13 protein-coding genes are annotated in these 14,103 nt (G+C 60.5%); 8 read left to right on the top strand and 5 right to left on the bottom strand.

Features of this window, described 5'->3' with window-relative positions; translation table 11 throughout:
- The first annotated feature begins 96 nt into the window (after positions 1-96).
- The 6 genes from AKV04_RS05525 (at position 97) to AKV04_RS05550 (ending at position 6,812) form a co-directional block, all read left to right on the top strand.
- Positions 97-1,530: an FAD-linked oxidase C-terminal domain-containing protein gene (locus tag AKV04_RS05525; RefSeq protein WP_054005451.1), complete on the top strand. Its 1,434-nt coding sequence runs from the start codon at positions 97-99 to the stop codon at positions 1,528-1,530.
- A gap of 96 nt (positions 1,531-1,626) precedes the next feature.
- A complete protein-coding gene (gene glcE, locus AKV04_RS05530; RefSeq protein WP_054005592.1) occupies positions 1,627-2,691 on the top strand; it encodes a glycolate oxidase subunit GlcE in 1,065 nt (354 codons plus the stop codon).
- A complete protein-coding gene (gene glcF, locus AKV04_RS05535; RefSeq protein WP_054005452.1) occupies positions 2,691-3,962 on the top strand; it encodes a glycolate oxidase subunit GlcF in 1,272 nt (423 codons plus the stop codon). Before glcE ends, glcF begins: the two co-directional genes overlap by 1 nt.
- A 57-nt stretch (positions 3,963-4,019) precedes the next feature.
- Positions 4,020-4,820, top strand: coding sequence for a trypsin-like serine peptidase (locus AKV04_RS05540; RefSeq protein WP_054005453.1), 801 nt, complete (start codon positions 4,020-4,022; stop codon positions 4,818-4,820).
- Positions 4,821-4,982: 162 nt separating this feature from the next.
- On the top strand, positions 4,983-5,459 hold the full coding sequence (locus AKV04_RS05545; protein ID WP_054005454.1) for an Hsp20 family protein: 477 nt from the start codon (positions 4,983-4,985) through the stop codon (positions 5,457-5,459).
- 105 nt (positions 5,460-5,564) lie between these two features.
- A complete protein-coding gene (locus tag AKV04_RS05550) occupies positions 5,565-6,812 on the top strand; it encodes a trans-sulfuration enzyme family protein (protein ID WP_054005455.1) in 1,248 nt (415 codons plus the stop codon).
- Positions 6,813-6,822: 10 nt separating this feature from the next.
- Here the strand turns inward: AKV04_RS05550 and AKV04_RS05555 are convergent, their stop codons facing one another.
- From AKV04_RS05555 to AKV04_RS05570, 4 genes are all read right to left on the bottom strand, one after another.
- A complete protein-coding gene (locus tag AKV04_RS05555) occupies positions 6,823-8,898 on the bottom strand; it encodes a vWA domain-containing protein (RefSeq protein ID WP_054005456.1) in 2,076 nt (691 codons plus the stop codon).
- The gene (locus AKV04_RS05560; RefSeq protein ID WP_054005593.1) at positions 8,895-9,428 is read right to left on the bottom strand and encodes an RNA polymerase sigma factor; all 534 of its coding nucleotides are present in this window, start codon (positions 9,426-9,428) and stop codon (positions 8,895-8,897) included. Before AKV04_RS05560 ends, AKV04_RS05555 begins: the two co-directional genes overlap by 4 nt.
- Before the next feature lie 123 nt (positions 9,429-9,551).
- Positions 9,552-10,067 (bottom strand): peptidoglycan-binding protein, encoded by a 516-nt coding sequence (locus AKV04_RS05565; protein ID WP_156317389.1) that lies wholly within the window; start codon positions 10,065-10,067, stop codon positions 9,552-9,554.
- Positions 10,068-10,226: 159 nt separating this feature from the next.
- Positions 10,227-10,580, bottom strand: coding sequence for a cupin domain-containing protein (locus AKV04_RS05570; protein ID WP_202905571.1), 354 nt, complete (start codon positions 10,578-10,580; stop codon positions 10,227-10,229).
- Between the two features lie 159 nt (positions 10,581-10,739).
- On the opposite strand from AKV04_RS05570, the gene AKV04_RS05575 reads away from it, so the two are divergent.
- Together AKV04_RS05575 and AKV04_RS05580 are read left to right on the top strand one after the other, a co-directional pair.
- Entirely contained in the window at positions 10,740-11,918 is a 1,179-nt protein-coding gene (locus tag AKV04_RS05575) for a glutathionylspermidine synthase family protein (protein ID WP_054005594.1), read from the top strand.
- 4 nt (positions 11,919-11,922) lie between these two features.
- On the top strand, positions 11,923-12,492 hold the full coding sequence (locus AKV04_RS05580; protein ID WP_054005459.1) for a DUF1190 domain-containing protein: 570 nt from the start codon (positions 11,923-11,925) through the stop codon (positions 12,490-12,492).
- 58 nt (positions 12,493-12,550) lie between these two features.
- Here the strand turns inward: AKV04_RS05580 and AKV04_RS05585 are convergent, their stop codons facing one another.
- Positions 12,551-14,029 carry an NAD-dependent succinate-semialdehyde dehydrogenase gene (locus AKV04_RS05585; RefSeq protein ID WP_054005595.1) on the bottom strand — a complete coding sequence of 493 codons (1,479 nt, stop codon included), beginning with the start codon at positions 14,027-14,029 and terminating at the stop codon, positions 12,551-12,553.
- Positions 14,030-14,103 lie beyond the last annotated feature (74 nt).

Genomic DNA, 14,103 nt, shown 5'->3' on the forward strand with positions numbered 1-14,103 from the left:
CAAACCTATGCTTTCACGGCAAATCTGGGAAGGGCCAACAGTATCTTGCCATTTCAAAAAATTGGTTATATTTTTTGACCACGCAAGGAGTCTGTCATGGATATGCCGATCCCCAATGCCGCCATCGTCGCGTGCAAATCTGCCATTGTCGCACGGCTGCGCAGCGTTCTGCCTGCGGATGCGGTGATCAGCGATCCGGCGGAAACCCGCGCCTATGAATGTGATGCGCTGACCGCCTACCGCTGCGCTCCCCTCGTCGTCGTCCTGCCCCGCACCACCGCCGAGGTCGCCGCCGTTTTGGGAATTTGCCATGAAGAACAAGTGCCTGTGGTGCCGCGTGGCTCTGGCACTTCGCTGGCCGGGGGCGCTTTGCCCACCGCCGATTGCGTGATATTGGGCGTGTCGCGGATGAACGCAGTGCTGGAAACCGACTACGACAATCGTTTCATCCGGGTGCAATCGGGCCGCACCAACCTGTCGGTGACGGGGGCGATTGAGGCCGATGGCTGGTTCTATGCTCCCGATCCTTCCAGTCAACTCGCCTGCGCCATCGCGGGCAATATCGCGATGAACTCGGGCGGCGCGCATTGCCTGAAATATGGCGTCACCACCAACAACCTGCTGGGCGTGACCTTGGTGCAAATGGATGGCACAGTGGTCGAGGTCGGCGGGCCATGGCTGGATTCTGGTGGGATTGACCTTTTGGGAGTGATTTGCGGCTCGGAAGGGCAGCTTGGCGTCGTAACAGAGGCCACCCTGCGCATCCTGCCGAAACCCGAAGGCGCGCGGCCCGTTCTGGTCGGCTTTAACTCCAACGAAGTCGCAGGCACCTGCGTGTCTGACATCATCAAAGCCGGCATCCTGCCCGTTGCCATTGAATTCATGGATCGCCCCTGCATCCGCGCGACCGAGGCCTTCGCCAAAGCCGGCTATCCCGATTGCGAGGCTTTGCTGATCATCGAGGTCGAAGGTTCACCGTCTGAAATCGCCGAACAACTCTCCCGCATCAAGGCCATCGCGATGACCCACAATCCGGTGGAATTTCGCGAAGCAGCCGACGAAGACCAAGCCAAGCGCATCTGGCTGGGCCGCAAATCGTCGTTCGGAGCAATGGGACAGATCAATGATTACATGTGCTTGGATGGCACGATTCCGGTCTCGGCCCTGCCCTATGTGCTGCGCCGTATCGGCGAGATGAGCGCCGCTTGCGGTCTGGACGTCGGCAATGTGTTTCACGCAGGCGACGGCAATATGCACCCGTTGATTCTGTTCGACGCCAACAAACCCGGCGATCTGGAACGCTGCGAGGCGTTTGGCGCGGATATCCTGAAGCTCTGTGTCGAGGTTGGTGGTTGTTTGACAGGAGAGCACGGCGTGGGGATAGAGAAGCGCGATCTGATGGCGGTGCAGTTCAATCCGGTCGACCTAGAGGCGCAGTTGCGGGTCAAGGACGTGTTCGATCCGGCGTGGCTGTTGAACCCGGCGAAGGTGTTTCCGTTAGATGTAACGGCGGGGCGGCGCGCGGGTTGAAGCGCCGGGACTGTCTGCCCACCAGTCCATTGATTTCTCGAACTAATAGCGAAACCAACGGACTCCCCCAAGGATATTTGAGCACAGAGGATGACCATGCGACCTGCTTCGGAAAGCGAACTGAGCGAGATGATACAAGCCGCGCAGGCTTTGCATATCCAAGGCGGGGGCACGCGTGGAGTTGGGTGCGTGGTGGGCGAGGTGTTGGATACCAGTGGGTTGAGCGGTGTTGAATTGTATGAACCCGGCGCTTTGACTTTGGTGGCGCGGGCGGGGACTCCGCTGGCCGAGATCAATGCACTGCTGGCCTCTGAACGGCAGCGCTTGGCTTTTGAAGTGCCCGACATGCGCGCAGTTTTAGGTCGTCAGGGTGTCTCAACCATAGGCGGCGTGGTGGCCGCCAATGCCTCCGGCCCGCGCCGTGTGCAGGTTGGGGCCTGCCGCGATGCCTTGCTCGGGGTGCGCTTTGTCGATGGCCGGGGCGATGTGATCAAGAACGGCGGGCGGGTGATGAAGAATGTCACCGGCTATGATTTGGTCAAGCTGATGGCCGGAGCACATGGTACTTTGGGCGTGTTGACCGAACTGTCGTTCAAAGTGCAGGCGGTGCCAGAGGCCGAGGTGACACTTGTGGCCGAGCGGGCTTTACCGCAGGGGTTGGCGGATTTGCGGGCCGCACTTGGCTCTCCTTATGACATTTCGGGCGCGGCTTGGATACAGGGCCGGGCGATGATCCGGCTGGAAGGTATGGCCGGATCGGTCGCATACCGTGCGGGGAAGTTGCGGGATTTACTCGGGTTTGAAGAAGCGCCAAGCGATTGGGCGGCGATCCGCGATGTGTCTGCATTTGCTAGGCGGACGGGAGCCGTCTGGAAGCTGTCAATCAAGCCAACCGAAGCCGCAGCCCTGATCCAGCGCCTTGGGCTGGAGGCGATTTGCGATTGGGGCGGCGGGCTGGTCTGGCTGCTCGATCCATCAGCTGCGGCGGATGTGCGTGGCGCAGTGGCAGGGATCGGCCATGCCACCCTGATACGGGCCTCGTCGCGGATGGAAACCGTTCCTGCCTTCTCACCAGAAGCCCCCGCCGTGGCCACCCTCACAGCTGGCCTGCGGGCAAAATTCGATCCACGCAGCGTTTTCAATCCGGGGATGAGGAGCTGATGCAGACGCATTTCACTGAAACTCAACTGCAAGACCCAAAACTGGCCGAAGCCAACAAGATCCTGCGATCCTGCGTGCATTGCGGGTTTTGCACCGCAACTTGCCCGACCTATCAAGTGCTTGGTGATGAGTTAGACAGCCCGCGTGGTCGGATTTATCTGATCAAGGAAATGCTGGAAACCGGACGGCCCGCCGATGCGCGCACCGTCAAACATCTGGATCGCTGCCTGTCGTGCCTCGCCTGCACCACCACCTGTCCGTCTGGTGTGGACTATATGCATCTGATTGATCAGGCGCGGGCCTATGTCGAGAAAACCTACAAACGCCCGCTGTCAGATCGCCTGCTGCGCTGGGTGCTCGCCAAAGTGATCCCGCATCCCACCCGCTTCCGGCTTGCGCTGTTTGCCGCTAAACTGGGCCGACCCTTCGCACGGTTGATCCCGGATGCGAGGCTGAGGGCCATGCTGGCAATGGCTCCGAGAACCATCCCCCCGGTCAGCCGCAACGATGATCCGCAAAGCTTTGCGCCCACTGCGCCCAAGCGGATGCGCGTGGCTTTGATGACCGGATGCGCGCAAAAGGCACTGAACACCGATATCAACGACGCCACCATCCGTCTGCTGCGGCGTTTGGGTTGCGAGGTGGTGGTGCCGCGCGGCATGGGCTGCTGCGGTGCGCTGACGCATCACATGGGGCGCGAGGCCGAAAGCCATACCGCCGCCCGCGCCAATATCGCCGCGGTTATGGCTGAAACGCGTGGTGCTGGCTTGGATGCGATTGTGATCAATACCAGTGGGTGCGGCACCACCGTTAAGGATTACGGCCATATGATCGGCACGGCAGAGGCCGCTGAAGTATCCGCCCTGACGCTGGATATATCCGAGCTGTTGCAACGTCTTACCCTGCCGGAAGGTGCGCCCAAAGGCTTGACCGTCGCCTATCATGCCGCCTGTAGCCTGCAACACGGCCAGCAAATCAAAACCGCGCCAAAAGACCTGCTGAAGCGTGTAGGCTTCACCGTGGTCGAGCCTGCCGACAGCCATCTGTGCTGCGGATCAGCAGGCACCTACAACCTGCTGCAACCCGAGATTTCGCAGGCATTACGAAGCCGCAAAGTTCAAACCCTAGAGGCCAAGCATCCCGATATCATCGCGGCCGGTAACATCGGCTGCATGATGCAGATCGGTGCAGCGACAGCCATCCCCATCGTGCATACGGTTGAACTGCTGGATTGGGCCACAGGTGGGCCGAAACCGCGCGCCTTGGGGTGATTTGCCTCACATCTGCCTCACTTTTTGGCTAGATCGGGCGACCAGACCGGAGAACCCATGCGCTTTGCCCTCATAGCCCTGCTTGCCCTTGCCAGCCTGCCCGCTGCGGCACAGGAATCCCCCCTCATCAGCCTGCAAACCGGCGATGATTCAAAGGGTTGGAACGCGGTTGGGCGATTGAACCTAGGCGACCGTGGTTTTTGCACCGGCACCCTGATCGCCCCCGATCTGGTGCTGACCGCCGCCCATTGCCTGTTCGACAAAGAAACCGGGGCGCGGATTGACGCCCGGGATATCCATTTCCTTGCCGGTCTGCGCAATGGCCGCGCCGAGGCCTATCGCAACGTGGCCCGCGCCGTCGCCCACCCGGATTACGCCTATTCCGGCGAGGACGATCTGGATCGCACCGCCTTTGATGTCGCCGTGCTAGAACTGGATCAGCCGATCCGCCTGCCCTCGATCCAGCCGATCGGCACCACGTCGCCGCCCTCCTTAGGCGATGAGGTTGGAGTGGTGTCTTACGCGCAGGATCGCGCCGAAGCGCCTTCGCTGCAACAGACATGCCATGTGATTGATGGCTCGGACAAAGTGCTGGTGCTGTCCTGCGATGTGGATTTCGGCTCCTCCGGTGCGCCGATTTTCACGGTGAAAAACGGCGTGCCGCAGATTGTCTCGGTGGTTTCGGCCAAGGCGGAATCGGACGGCAAAAAGGTCTCGCTCGGCACCCCGCTTGAAGCGCCTTTGGCCGTTGTGCTGGCAGAATTGGCGAAAGAAAGCCGGGCGGTTTCAGTGGCGGGCACCAAGGTCAACACCCTTTCCGGCGGCAAAGCCAGCGGCGCAAAATTCGTCAAACCCTGATTCCTCGACTCTTGCTGGGTCTTGAAACCCGCCAAAGCGCTTCCCAAATCAGCGTAGTCCCCAAGGTGCCGCAATCGGGCTTCGGGGGCGTCAACCGCCTTGCCCTTCTGGGAAGGCTTCCGCGCCGTTCACAAAACGGCCATCGCTTGAAAGAGGATGACTATGCGCAATTTTGATTTCGCTCCGCTCTACCGTGCCACCGTTGGCTTCGACCGTATGGCCGATCTGGTTGATCGTGCCCTGAACGCCGATGTAGCCCAGCCCACCTATCCTCCTTACAACATTGAGAAAACCGCCGATGATGCCTATCGCATCTCGATCGCCGTCGCCGGTTTCTCGCCAGATGAGCTATCGGTAGAGGTGAAAGACGGCGCGCTGCACGTCACCGCCCGCAAAGCGCCTGAGACTGAAGGCCGCGCCTATCTGCACCGTGGCATCGCCACCCGCGCCTTTGATCGCCGCTTTGCTTTGGCCGATCATGTCCGCGTCGCCGGGGCAGCCCATGAACACGGTATGCTGCATATTGATCTGGTGCGTGAAACCCCGGAGGCGCTGAAACCCCGCCGCATTGAGATCGGTCGCCGCGTCGATGTTGAGACGAAAGCGGTTGAGGCACAGGTCGAAACCGCCAACGCCTAAACACCACACCGACCCAAAAGGCCCGGCCCTGCGCCGGGCCTTTTGCTTTGCCTCACGCTCTGCGATACTCTGGGCCACAGCCGCAACCAGCCGTATGGAGAGCAGATGAAAGCCCACCTTCCCCCCAAACAAATCACGGCTGTTGAAACTCCGCACCCGATGCACCCCGCCACCCGCGCGCTGGATGGCGGCCTGCGTCCCGATCCGATCACCGGGGCCATCGCCCCCAGCATTTCCATGTCCGTCAACAACGTCTTCACCCCCGGCGGCTCTGCGTTTTCCGCCGATGGCATTGGGGATCTGACCGAACTGCCCTACCTTTACGCCCGCTGGACCAACCCGACCGTCCGCGATCTGGAACGCCGCCTCGCCAGCCTCGAATCCGCCGAAGATGCCCTCGCCACCGCCACCGGAGTCGCCGCAATCGCCGCAACCTTTCTGGCGCTGCTGAAATCGGGCGATCATCTGATCATTTCTGACGTCTGCTATGCCGGGGCTTACGAACTCGCCACCCGAATTCTGCCCGGTTTTGGTATTGAGGTGACCCCGGTGAACCTCTCAAACCTTGACGCCCTCAGGTCAGCCCTGCGCCCGAATACCAAACTGATCCATGCCGAAAGCCCCTGTAACCCCTTACTGCGCTTGACGGATCTTTCCGCGCTGGCCGAGATTGCCCGCGCCGCAGGCGTGTTGACTTCGGTGGACAGCACCCTCGCCACCCCCGTGATAACCCAGCCACTGACCCATGGCATGGATCTGGTCATCCACTCATTAACCAAGTTTATGAACGGCCATGGCGATGCCTTGGGCGGCGCTGTGATTGGCCGCAAAGAGCTGATTTCCCGCATCCGCGCCTCGTCTGGGGTCTATCTCGGCGCGGCACTGTCGGCACAAAACGCGTGGCTGATCCTGCGCGGCATCGACACTTTGTTTCCCCGCCTGCGCACCGCCTCCGAGAACGCCATGGTGCTCGCAAAGCATCTGGAAGCGCATCCCAAAGTCTTGGCCGTCACCTACCCCGGCCTTGCCAGCCATCCGCAACACGCCCTTGCCGCCCGCCAAATGGCGCTGCCCGGCGGCATGATCACCTTCCAAACCGCCGATCCCGAAGTGGTGGCACAAAAGATGGCCGCGCGGTTCCGTGTGATGCACTACGCCTTTTCACTCGGCCACCAACGCAGCATCTGCGTCCATATCGGCACCGATGATATCATGGCCTCGACCTACCGGATGACAGGCGAAAGCCTTGCCGATTACAAACGCTTCGCCGGCGAAGGCGTGTTCCGCTTATCGGTCGGCTTGGAAGATGCACGCGATCTGATCGAGGATCTGGACCGCGCGCTGGCCGATTAATGCGCTCGATTTAACGCTGGGACAAAGCCTTGGCGGTGCGCATCAGGTTCACCGCCTCAATCCGGTAGCCGAACTCGTCCGCACCGCGCGAGGCGAGGGCCAGATCAATTGCCTGATCCCAGCCCCAAGCGCCGAGATACTTGGTATCGGTCAAAAGCTGCCCAAACCCCGCAATCGCGGCGGCAAAGCGGGTTTCATCCGTCACTGGCATCCCCGGCACAATTGGGGTTTCCTGTAGGGCGCTGTCTTTGCCGCCGGGCGCAACCGAGCGCAACCGCAGATAACCCAGTTCACTGGAACCCTCCGGCGCCTTAGCCGAACCATAGCGCAGCGGATCATTCCGCAACGCCGCACTCCCCGGCGCGGTCACCTCATAAATCGCCGTCACCGCCGTACCTGCGCCAATATCGCCCGCATCCACCTTGTCATTGTTGAAATCTTCGCGCGCCAAAGCGCGGGTTTCATAGCCAATCAGCCGATATTCCGCGACCTGTGCCGGGTTCCATTCCACCTGAATTTTCACATTATCTGCAATCGGATATAGCGCCCCGGTCACCTGATCGACCAACACTTTGCGCGCCTCATTCAGCGTGTCGATATAAGACGCCGTGCCATTGCCGTTCTGCGCCAGTGCTTGCATCGTCGCGTCATCGAGATTGCCGCGCCCAAAACCTAAGACCGACAGATACACCCCGCTTTCGCGCTTCTTGGCGATGAAGTCCTTCAACGCCTCTGGGTCATCAATGCCGACGTTGAAATCGCCATCGGTCGCCAACAGCACTCGAGAAACTTCGCCCTCGGCTTTCATGCTGTCCGCCACCTGATAGGCCAGCTCCAACCCCTGCGCGCCCGCAGTCGATCCCCCCGCCGAAAGCTGATCCAACGCCGCCATGATCGCCGCCGTATCGCTGGCCTTGGTGGGCGGCAAAACTTCGCCCGCACTTCCCGCATAGGCCACAACCGCCACCTGATCCTCTGACCGCAACTGCCCCAACATCAGCCCCAGCGATTGCTTCAACAGCGGCAGCTTGTTGGCATCCTCCATCGAGCCCGAGGTATCCACCAAAAACACCAAGTTCAGCGGAGGCCGATTGTCCACCTGCGGCACCGCGCCCTGAATGGCGATATTCACCAGCCTTGTGTTCGGGTTCCACGGTGTCGGCATCACGGTAATGGTGGGCCGAAACGCCTGATCGCCTTGGGGTTTCGGATAGGCGTAAGGGAAATAATTCACCATCTCCTCGATCCGCACCGCGGCCGGATCCGGCAGGTACCCCGCGTTCAGACTTGATCGCACCGTTGCATAAGACGCCGTATCTACGTCAATCGAAAAGGTCGAGACGGGTTCTTCCGTCGTCACCTTCACAGGATTGGCGTCAGCATTGGCGAAGGTTTCGGTATTGGGCTGCGGCAATGGGGCGGGTTCCATCACGGGCATCGACGCTGCGGGCTCAGCGGCATAGCTGTCGGCCGCCATTTTGGCGACGGCGCGCCCGGTTGGCATCGGCGCGGGTGCTATCGCCTGCTCATCACGCGTCACCGCTTCAGGCTCTGCCAGCGTTGCAGTTTGGGCAGCATCCGCTGCGACATCAGCATCAGTCTTTGCTTGCTTATCTGCCTTCGCCTTGGCTTCCGCTTTGGCTGGAGCCTCGGCTTCGGACACTTGGGGCGCTGGCTTTGCCTCGGTGGTGTCATTCTGCGTTTGGAGCATAGGCTCTGGCAACGCATCCGGCACGGTCAATTCAGCAGGCGCATCCACTTGCGCGATGGGCTTGTTGCCGCGCGCCTCCTCCATCGGCCCCTTCCCCGACAACGGCAGGATCACCACAAACCCCACCAACAGGGCAGCGACAGATGTGGTAGCGGCAAGAATAGGTTTCATTTTCAAAGCGTTCAGCATGGCGAGCCCCCTTTGCAAGATACCCGCCTTCACAGGGCGGTCTTGCTTAGGACGCATCACCTCGGTCGATCCTTGGAGCCGATCAAAATTTTCCCTCGCCAACCGCATGGCGACAGCTTTGGCAGCGGGATCGGGCGCGGGCACAGCGCGCAAAGCAGCTTTCAGGGCGTCAAGCTCATCACTCATCTTGCTTCCTCCGCCATCGCGCGCAGGCGTTTTTTCACCTCGGACATCCGCCAAGCCACCGTGCCTTCCGACACCCCCAGTACCAAGCCCGCCTCGGCCTGAGTCATCTCCTCGCCCAGCACCAGTGCAACCGTATCGCGCAACTCAACCGACAATCGCGCCATCGACTGCGCCAGCCAATCCTGCGCCTCGGCCTGCACTTTAATCTCATCCTGCCGCGCAATTTCCCAATCGCCCCAACCACTCGCCGCCTTCGCATGGGTGGCCTGACGGCGGCGCAGATCGTGGGCGGCGTTCATCACCACCCGGTATAGCCATGTGGTAAACCGTGCCTCACCCCGCCAATGCCGCAGCTTTACAGGCAGAGCGGCGCAAATATCCTGCGCCAGATCTTGTGCCTCAGCCCGCAGCCCGATCAAGCGGTAAGCCAGCCCATAAATGCGGTCGTAATGCCGTTCCACCAGCAGCGCGAACGCATCCCGATCACCGCCAGCGGCGGCAGAGGCGAGGGTCTCATCTGGGGTTTCCATCAGCATGACTTTAATGAGACGCAGCAGGTCCCGCAATCCTTGGCAGGACGGCAAAATAAAAGCGCGCCCGGACATCCCGAGCGCGCTTCTCTAGTGAGCAATCAGGGCTCAACAGGACTGGGCTTAATAGATCAGCCCGTCATAGACGCCATAAGCGCTGTTGGTCGAGGCCAGTTGTCGGGTCTGGCCCTGCGCATCGGCATAGGCCACCACAGCGTTATAGGTGCCGGGGCCAAACGAGCCGTCGATGCCGCCGCGATAGTAGCCATAGGCCGACAGGCGGCGCTGGATCAACCGACGCTCGGACGACGAATAGTTGTTAAACGCCCGTGCGGCCGCGGTGCTGTAAACCGAGACGCGCTGTGGCTCATAGCGGGGTTCATAGCGCGGTTGGTACTGCTGATAGCGCGGTTGTTCATAGCGGGGTTCATACCGAGGCTCGTAGCGCGGCTCGTAATGCTTCTTGTTCGGCTTGGTTTCACGAATGATACCTTGCAGCAGAATGACGCCTGCAGCGCCTTTCAGCACGTCTTGCTCACGTTGGCCCCAAGCCAGTGCAGGGGCTGCGGGCAAAGCAACCGCAAGGGCGAGCAATGCAGCGATGGTGTTCCGTTTGATGTTTGAGACAGCGGGCAGCATGTCATATCCTTTCATGTTGTTGGCCAGCGAGAGCAGTCTCGTTGGGCCGATGAGAGCAACATGTGGATTGAACGCGCGATAAGCAAAATCGTTGCCTTGATAGGCGATAACAATACGGTGTTTGCGGCGGGATGCAGCACGCCCCCCGCCGTAAGTAGTTTATTTAATACGGAAATCGAAATGCTTGCGCACATTTTCTTCGATTTTCCAAATGCCCTTAAAAGTTGGCTCCACCACGAAAGAATCGCCAGCTTTGACGGTCACGGGCGTGCCGCCATCCGGCGTGATGGTGATCTTGCCCTCAATCAGCACGACATATTCATAGGCCGTGTAGGTGGCGTGGTAGCTGCCAACGGTGCATTCCCAGATGCCGGAAACCATATCACCCGCCGCCGAAGTGTGCAGCGCCCAAGTCTTCATTTTCGGGCTACCTTCGGTGACAATCCAACCATCCAGATCGGCGGTGGAGGGTTCTGATCCGGTGGTAGCGGGCAGTTTAACGACGGTTTGCATGCGCATACTCCTGTTAGGTCAAGGTCCAGTGTGGCGATTGACGCCAGATTGTCCCAGCCATCCCCGACATCCGCCCCGCCAGACCCGACAATGCGCAAGCGGGGCTTGTGTCGAGGGCAGGCAACCCTGATATCTGCATCAAACCATGTGGAGATGCCGTTGCACCGTATTGCCCTGCCCGAACGCCCCGACTGGCGCAGCGAAGCCGAAAAGCTTGGTTTCACCTTCGCCGATATGTATGGCGAGCCCTACTGGGACGAAACCTCAGCCTATAGTTTCACGCTGGCCCAGATCGAAGACGATATCGAAGACCCCAGCACCGAACTCCACGCGATGTGCCGCGAGGCTGTGGCAAGAGTGATTGGTTCGGAAAGCCTGATGCAACGGATGAATATTCCGCGCGCGCATTGGGATCTGGTGGCGCAAAGCTGGCAAGATGCCGAGCCGGAATTATATGGCCGTTTCGATCTGGCATACGACGGCAATGGCCCCGCCAAGCTGCTGGAATATAACGCCGACACCCCGACATCGCTGTATGAAAGTGCCTCGTTCCAATGGCTGTGGTTTGAACAACAACTGGCCGCCCGCGTGCTGCCGCAAGGCAGCGATCAATTCAACAGCGTGCATGAGGCTTTGGTCGCCCGGCTTGCCGAGATGTTTACCCCCGACACCGATCTGCATTTCGCCGCCGTAGCGGATGCACCAGAAGACTACGCCACGGTGGAAACCATGGCTTGGGCCGCGCGAGAGGCAGGTTTGGGCGCACATTACACCGATCTCGACAAAATCGGCATCAGCGCCGACGGGCAGTTCACCGATTCTGAAGATCGGGTGATCGGCACCCTGTTCAAGCTGTACCCGTGGGAAGACCTGCTGCGCGATCCGTTTGCCGACAAGATCGCGGCCTCGGGCTGTCGCTTCATCGAGCCTGCGTGGAAAGCGATCTTGTCGAACAAAGCGATCCTGCCCGTATTGTGGCAGATGTTTGAAGGTCACCCCAATCTGTTGCCCGCCTATTTTGAGGACGAGGCGGCTTTGGGCCGCGCACCAGATCTGTTGGCGGGCGGCTATGTCGTAAAGCCGATCTTCTCGCGCGAAGGCCAGTCGGTGACCATCCATCAAAATGGCACCGTGCTAGAGGCCGCCACCGCACGTGACTACGACCAGCACCCAAAGATCGTCCAAGCCTACCACCCGCTGCCCATATTTGCCGACATGCGCCCGGTGATCGGCGCGTGGATTGTCGGAGAGACTTGTGTCGGCATGGGTTTGCGCGAAGATCGCAGCCGGATCACGCAGGATTTGTCGCGGTTCAAACCGCATTTTATTGAGGGCTAAGCCAATGAAACGCTCACGTCATGTCGCATTGGCTTTGCTCGGGGCCGCCGCCTTCGGGGTCGCCGCCTGTACCGAGGAAAAGACCGAGGCCAGCGCCTTTGCCGACAAGGCAAGCTGTCTGGCTGCGGCCAGTCCGGACGGCTGGTTCTCGGCTGCCGATTGCGAAACCGCCTTTGCCGAGGCGCAAAAGCTGCATGATGAAACAGCGCCGCGCTATGAAAGCCGCGAATTGTGTGAGGCCGAGCACGGCGTGGGTGCCTGTGGCGGCGATGCGGCCGCGAACAGCGGCGGCGGGGGTTCGGTGTTCATGCCGCTGCTGATGGGCTATATGATCGGGCAAGCCTTGGGCGGCGGTCGAGTGATGTCGCAGCCGGTGGTGCAGACGGCGGGCGGAGGTTATTCCACACCGAACGGCGGCACCCGGATCAGCAATCTCAACAGCGGCGGCACTATCAATGCCAGCGCGTTCAACAAAGCCCCGGTGACCAAAGGAATGGCACCGATGACGAAAACCCAAGTGCAATCGCGCGGCGGCTTTGGTGGCTCGGGCGCGAACCGGGCAGTGGGCGGCTAAACAAAAACGGCGCAGGTTGCCACGCGCCGCTTTTCATCTGAGTGCTCGTCTGCCCGAATTAAACCGACAAGCAGACGTATTTCAGCTCCATGTAATCGTCGATGCCGTGGCTCGATCCTTCACGGCCCAAGCCCGACTGCTTCACGCCGCCAAACGGTGCCATTTCATTGGAAATCAGCCCGGTGTTGACGCCGACCATGCCGTATTCCAACTGCTCCTGCACACGGGTGATGCGGCCAATATCCTTGGCGTAGAAGTAGCTGGCCAGACCAAAGATTGTATCATTGGCGCGGCGGATCACTTCTTCCTCGGTATCGAACTTGAACAACGGCGCCAGTGGGCCAAAGGTTTCCTCATTGGCCACTTTCATCGCCGGGGTCACACCCGTCACCACGGTCGGCTGAAAGAACGTGCCGCCCAAAGCGTGCCGCGCACCGCCGGTCAACACCTTGCCGCCACCCGCCAACACATCAGCGATATGTTCTTCCACCTTCTCAACCGCATCTTCGTTGATCAAAGGCCCGGTGGTCACGCCAGCCGTCAAACCATCGCCAATCGCCAACTTGCTGACCGCGGCCGCCAGCTTCTCAGCAAAGGCATCATACACCCCAGCCTGCACATAAATCCGGTTCGCACAGACGCAGGTCTGGCCGTTGTTGCGGAACTTGGAAATCATCGCACCCTCGACCGCCGCATCCAGATCGGCATCGTCAAACACGATGAACGGCGCGTTGCCGCCCAATTCCATCGAGCATTTTAACACCTGCTCCGCCGCCTGACGCAGCAAGATCCGCCCCACTTCGGTCGATCCGGTGAAAGTGATCTTGCGGATCGCCGGGTTCTCGCAGAATTCCTTCCCGATCTCGGACGACCGAGAAGACGTGATCACCGAGAACACACCGCCCGGCACGCCAGCCCGCTCCGCCAACACCGCCAAAGCAATCGCAGACAATGGCGTTTCCGCCGCAGGCCGCGCCACAAAGCCACAGCCCGCCGCCAAAGCTGGGGCCACCTTGCGCGCGATCATCGCATTCGGGAAGTTCCACGGCGTGATCGAGGCACACACCCCAATCGGCTGTTTCAGCACAGAAATCCGCTTGTCACGCATATGGCCGGGAATGATCTGCCCGTAAGTGCGCTTGGCCTCTTCGCCGAACCATTCGATATAGGCCGAACCATAAGCGATCTCGCCCTTGGCTTCAGCCAACGGCTTACCCATCTCGGCGGTCAGAATCGTCGCCAGATCCTCCTGCGCCCCCATGCACAGATCAAACCATTTGCGCATCACCTGCGCGCGTTCTTTGCCGGTGCGCGCAGCCCATTCCTTGCGGGCCACATCGGCGGCGGCAATCGCGCGCGCGGCATCGGCACGGGTCAGGTCAGGCACATGGGCAATCACATCGCCGCGCGCCGGGTTGGTGACGGCAAAGGTCGCACCATCGGCGGCCTCAATCCATTGCCCCGCCACATAGGCCTTGTTCGGAAGCAAGCTGGGGTCTTTCAACAACGAACGCAGATCGGTCACGGAATCGAGCATGGGGGCCTCCATTAGCACGGGTTGCCCCTGCTTGCCCGCTCTGGACTTAAAAGTCCACATCCTCCACCAATGCT

It is taken from the genome of Cypionkella psychrotolerans (assembly GCF_001294535.1).
Taxonomy (GTDB): domain Bacteria; phylum Pseudomonadota; class Alphaproteobacteria; order Rhodobacterales; family Rhodobacteraceae; genus Cypionkella; species Cypionkella psychrotolerans.

What these genes read in the sequence shown, in the direction of transcription:
- AKV04_RS05525 (WP_054005451.1), top strand. Translation starts at nt 97, where the DNA reads ATGGATATGCCGATCCCCAATGCCGCCATCGTCGCGTGCAAATCTGCC.
- glcE (WP_054005592.1), top strand. Translation starts at nt 1,627, where the DNA reads ATGCGACCTGCTTCGGAAAGCGAACTGAGCGAGATGATACAAGCCGCG.
- glcF (WP_054005452.1), top strand. Translation starts at nt 2,691, where the DNA reads ATGCAGACGCATTTCACTGAAACTCAACTGCAAGACCCAAAACTGGCC.
- AKV04_RS05540 (WP_054005453.1), top strand. Translation starts at nt 4,020, where the DNA reads ATGCGCTTTGCCCTCATAGCCCTGCTTGCCCTTGCCAGCCTGCCCGCT.
- AKV04_RS05545 (WP_054005454.1), top strand. Translation starts at nt 4,983, where the DNA reads ATGCGCAATTTTGATTTCGCTCCGCTCTACCGTGCCACCGTTGGCTTC.
- AKV04_RS05550 (WP_054005455.1), top strand. Translation starts at nt 5,565, where the DNA reads ATGAAAGCCCACCTTCCCCCCAAACAAATCACGGCTGTTGAAACTCCG.
- AKV04_RS05555 (WP_054005456.1), bottom strand. Translation starts at nt 8,898, where the DNA reads ATGAGTGATGAGCTTGACGCCCTGAAAGCTGCTTTGCGCGCTGTGCCC.
- AKV04_RS05560 (WP_054005593.1), bottom strand. Translation starts at nt 9,428, where the DNA reads ATGGAAACCCCAGATGAGACCCTCGCCTCTGCCGCCGCTGGCGGTGAT.
- AKV04_RS05565 (WP_156317389.1), bottom strand. Translation starts at nt 10,067, where the DNA reads ATGCTGCCCGCTGTCTCAAACATCAAACGGAACACCATCGCTGCATTG.
- AKV04_RS05570 (WP_202905571.1), bottom strand. Translation starts at nt 10,580, where the DNA reads ATGCAAACCGTCGTTAAACTGCCCGCTACCACCGGATCAGAACCCTCC.
- AKV04_RS05580 (WP_054005459.1), top strand. Translation starts at nt 11,923, where the DNA reads ATGAAACGCTCACGTCATGTCGCATTGGCTTTGCTCGGGGCCGCCGCC.
- AKV04_RS05585 (WP_054005595.1), bottom strand. Translation starts at nt 14,029, where the DNA reads ATGCTCGATTCCGTGACCGATCTGCGTTCGTTGTTGAAAGACCCCAGC.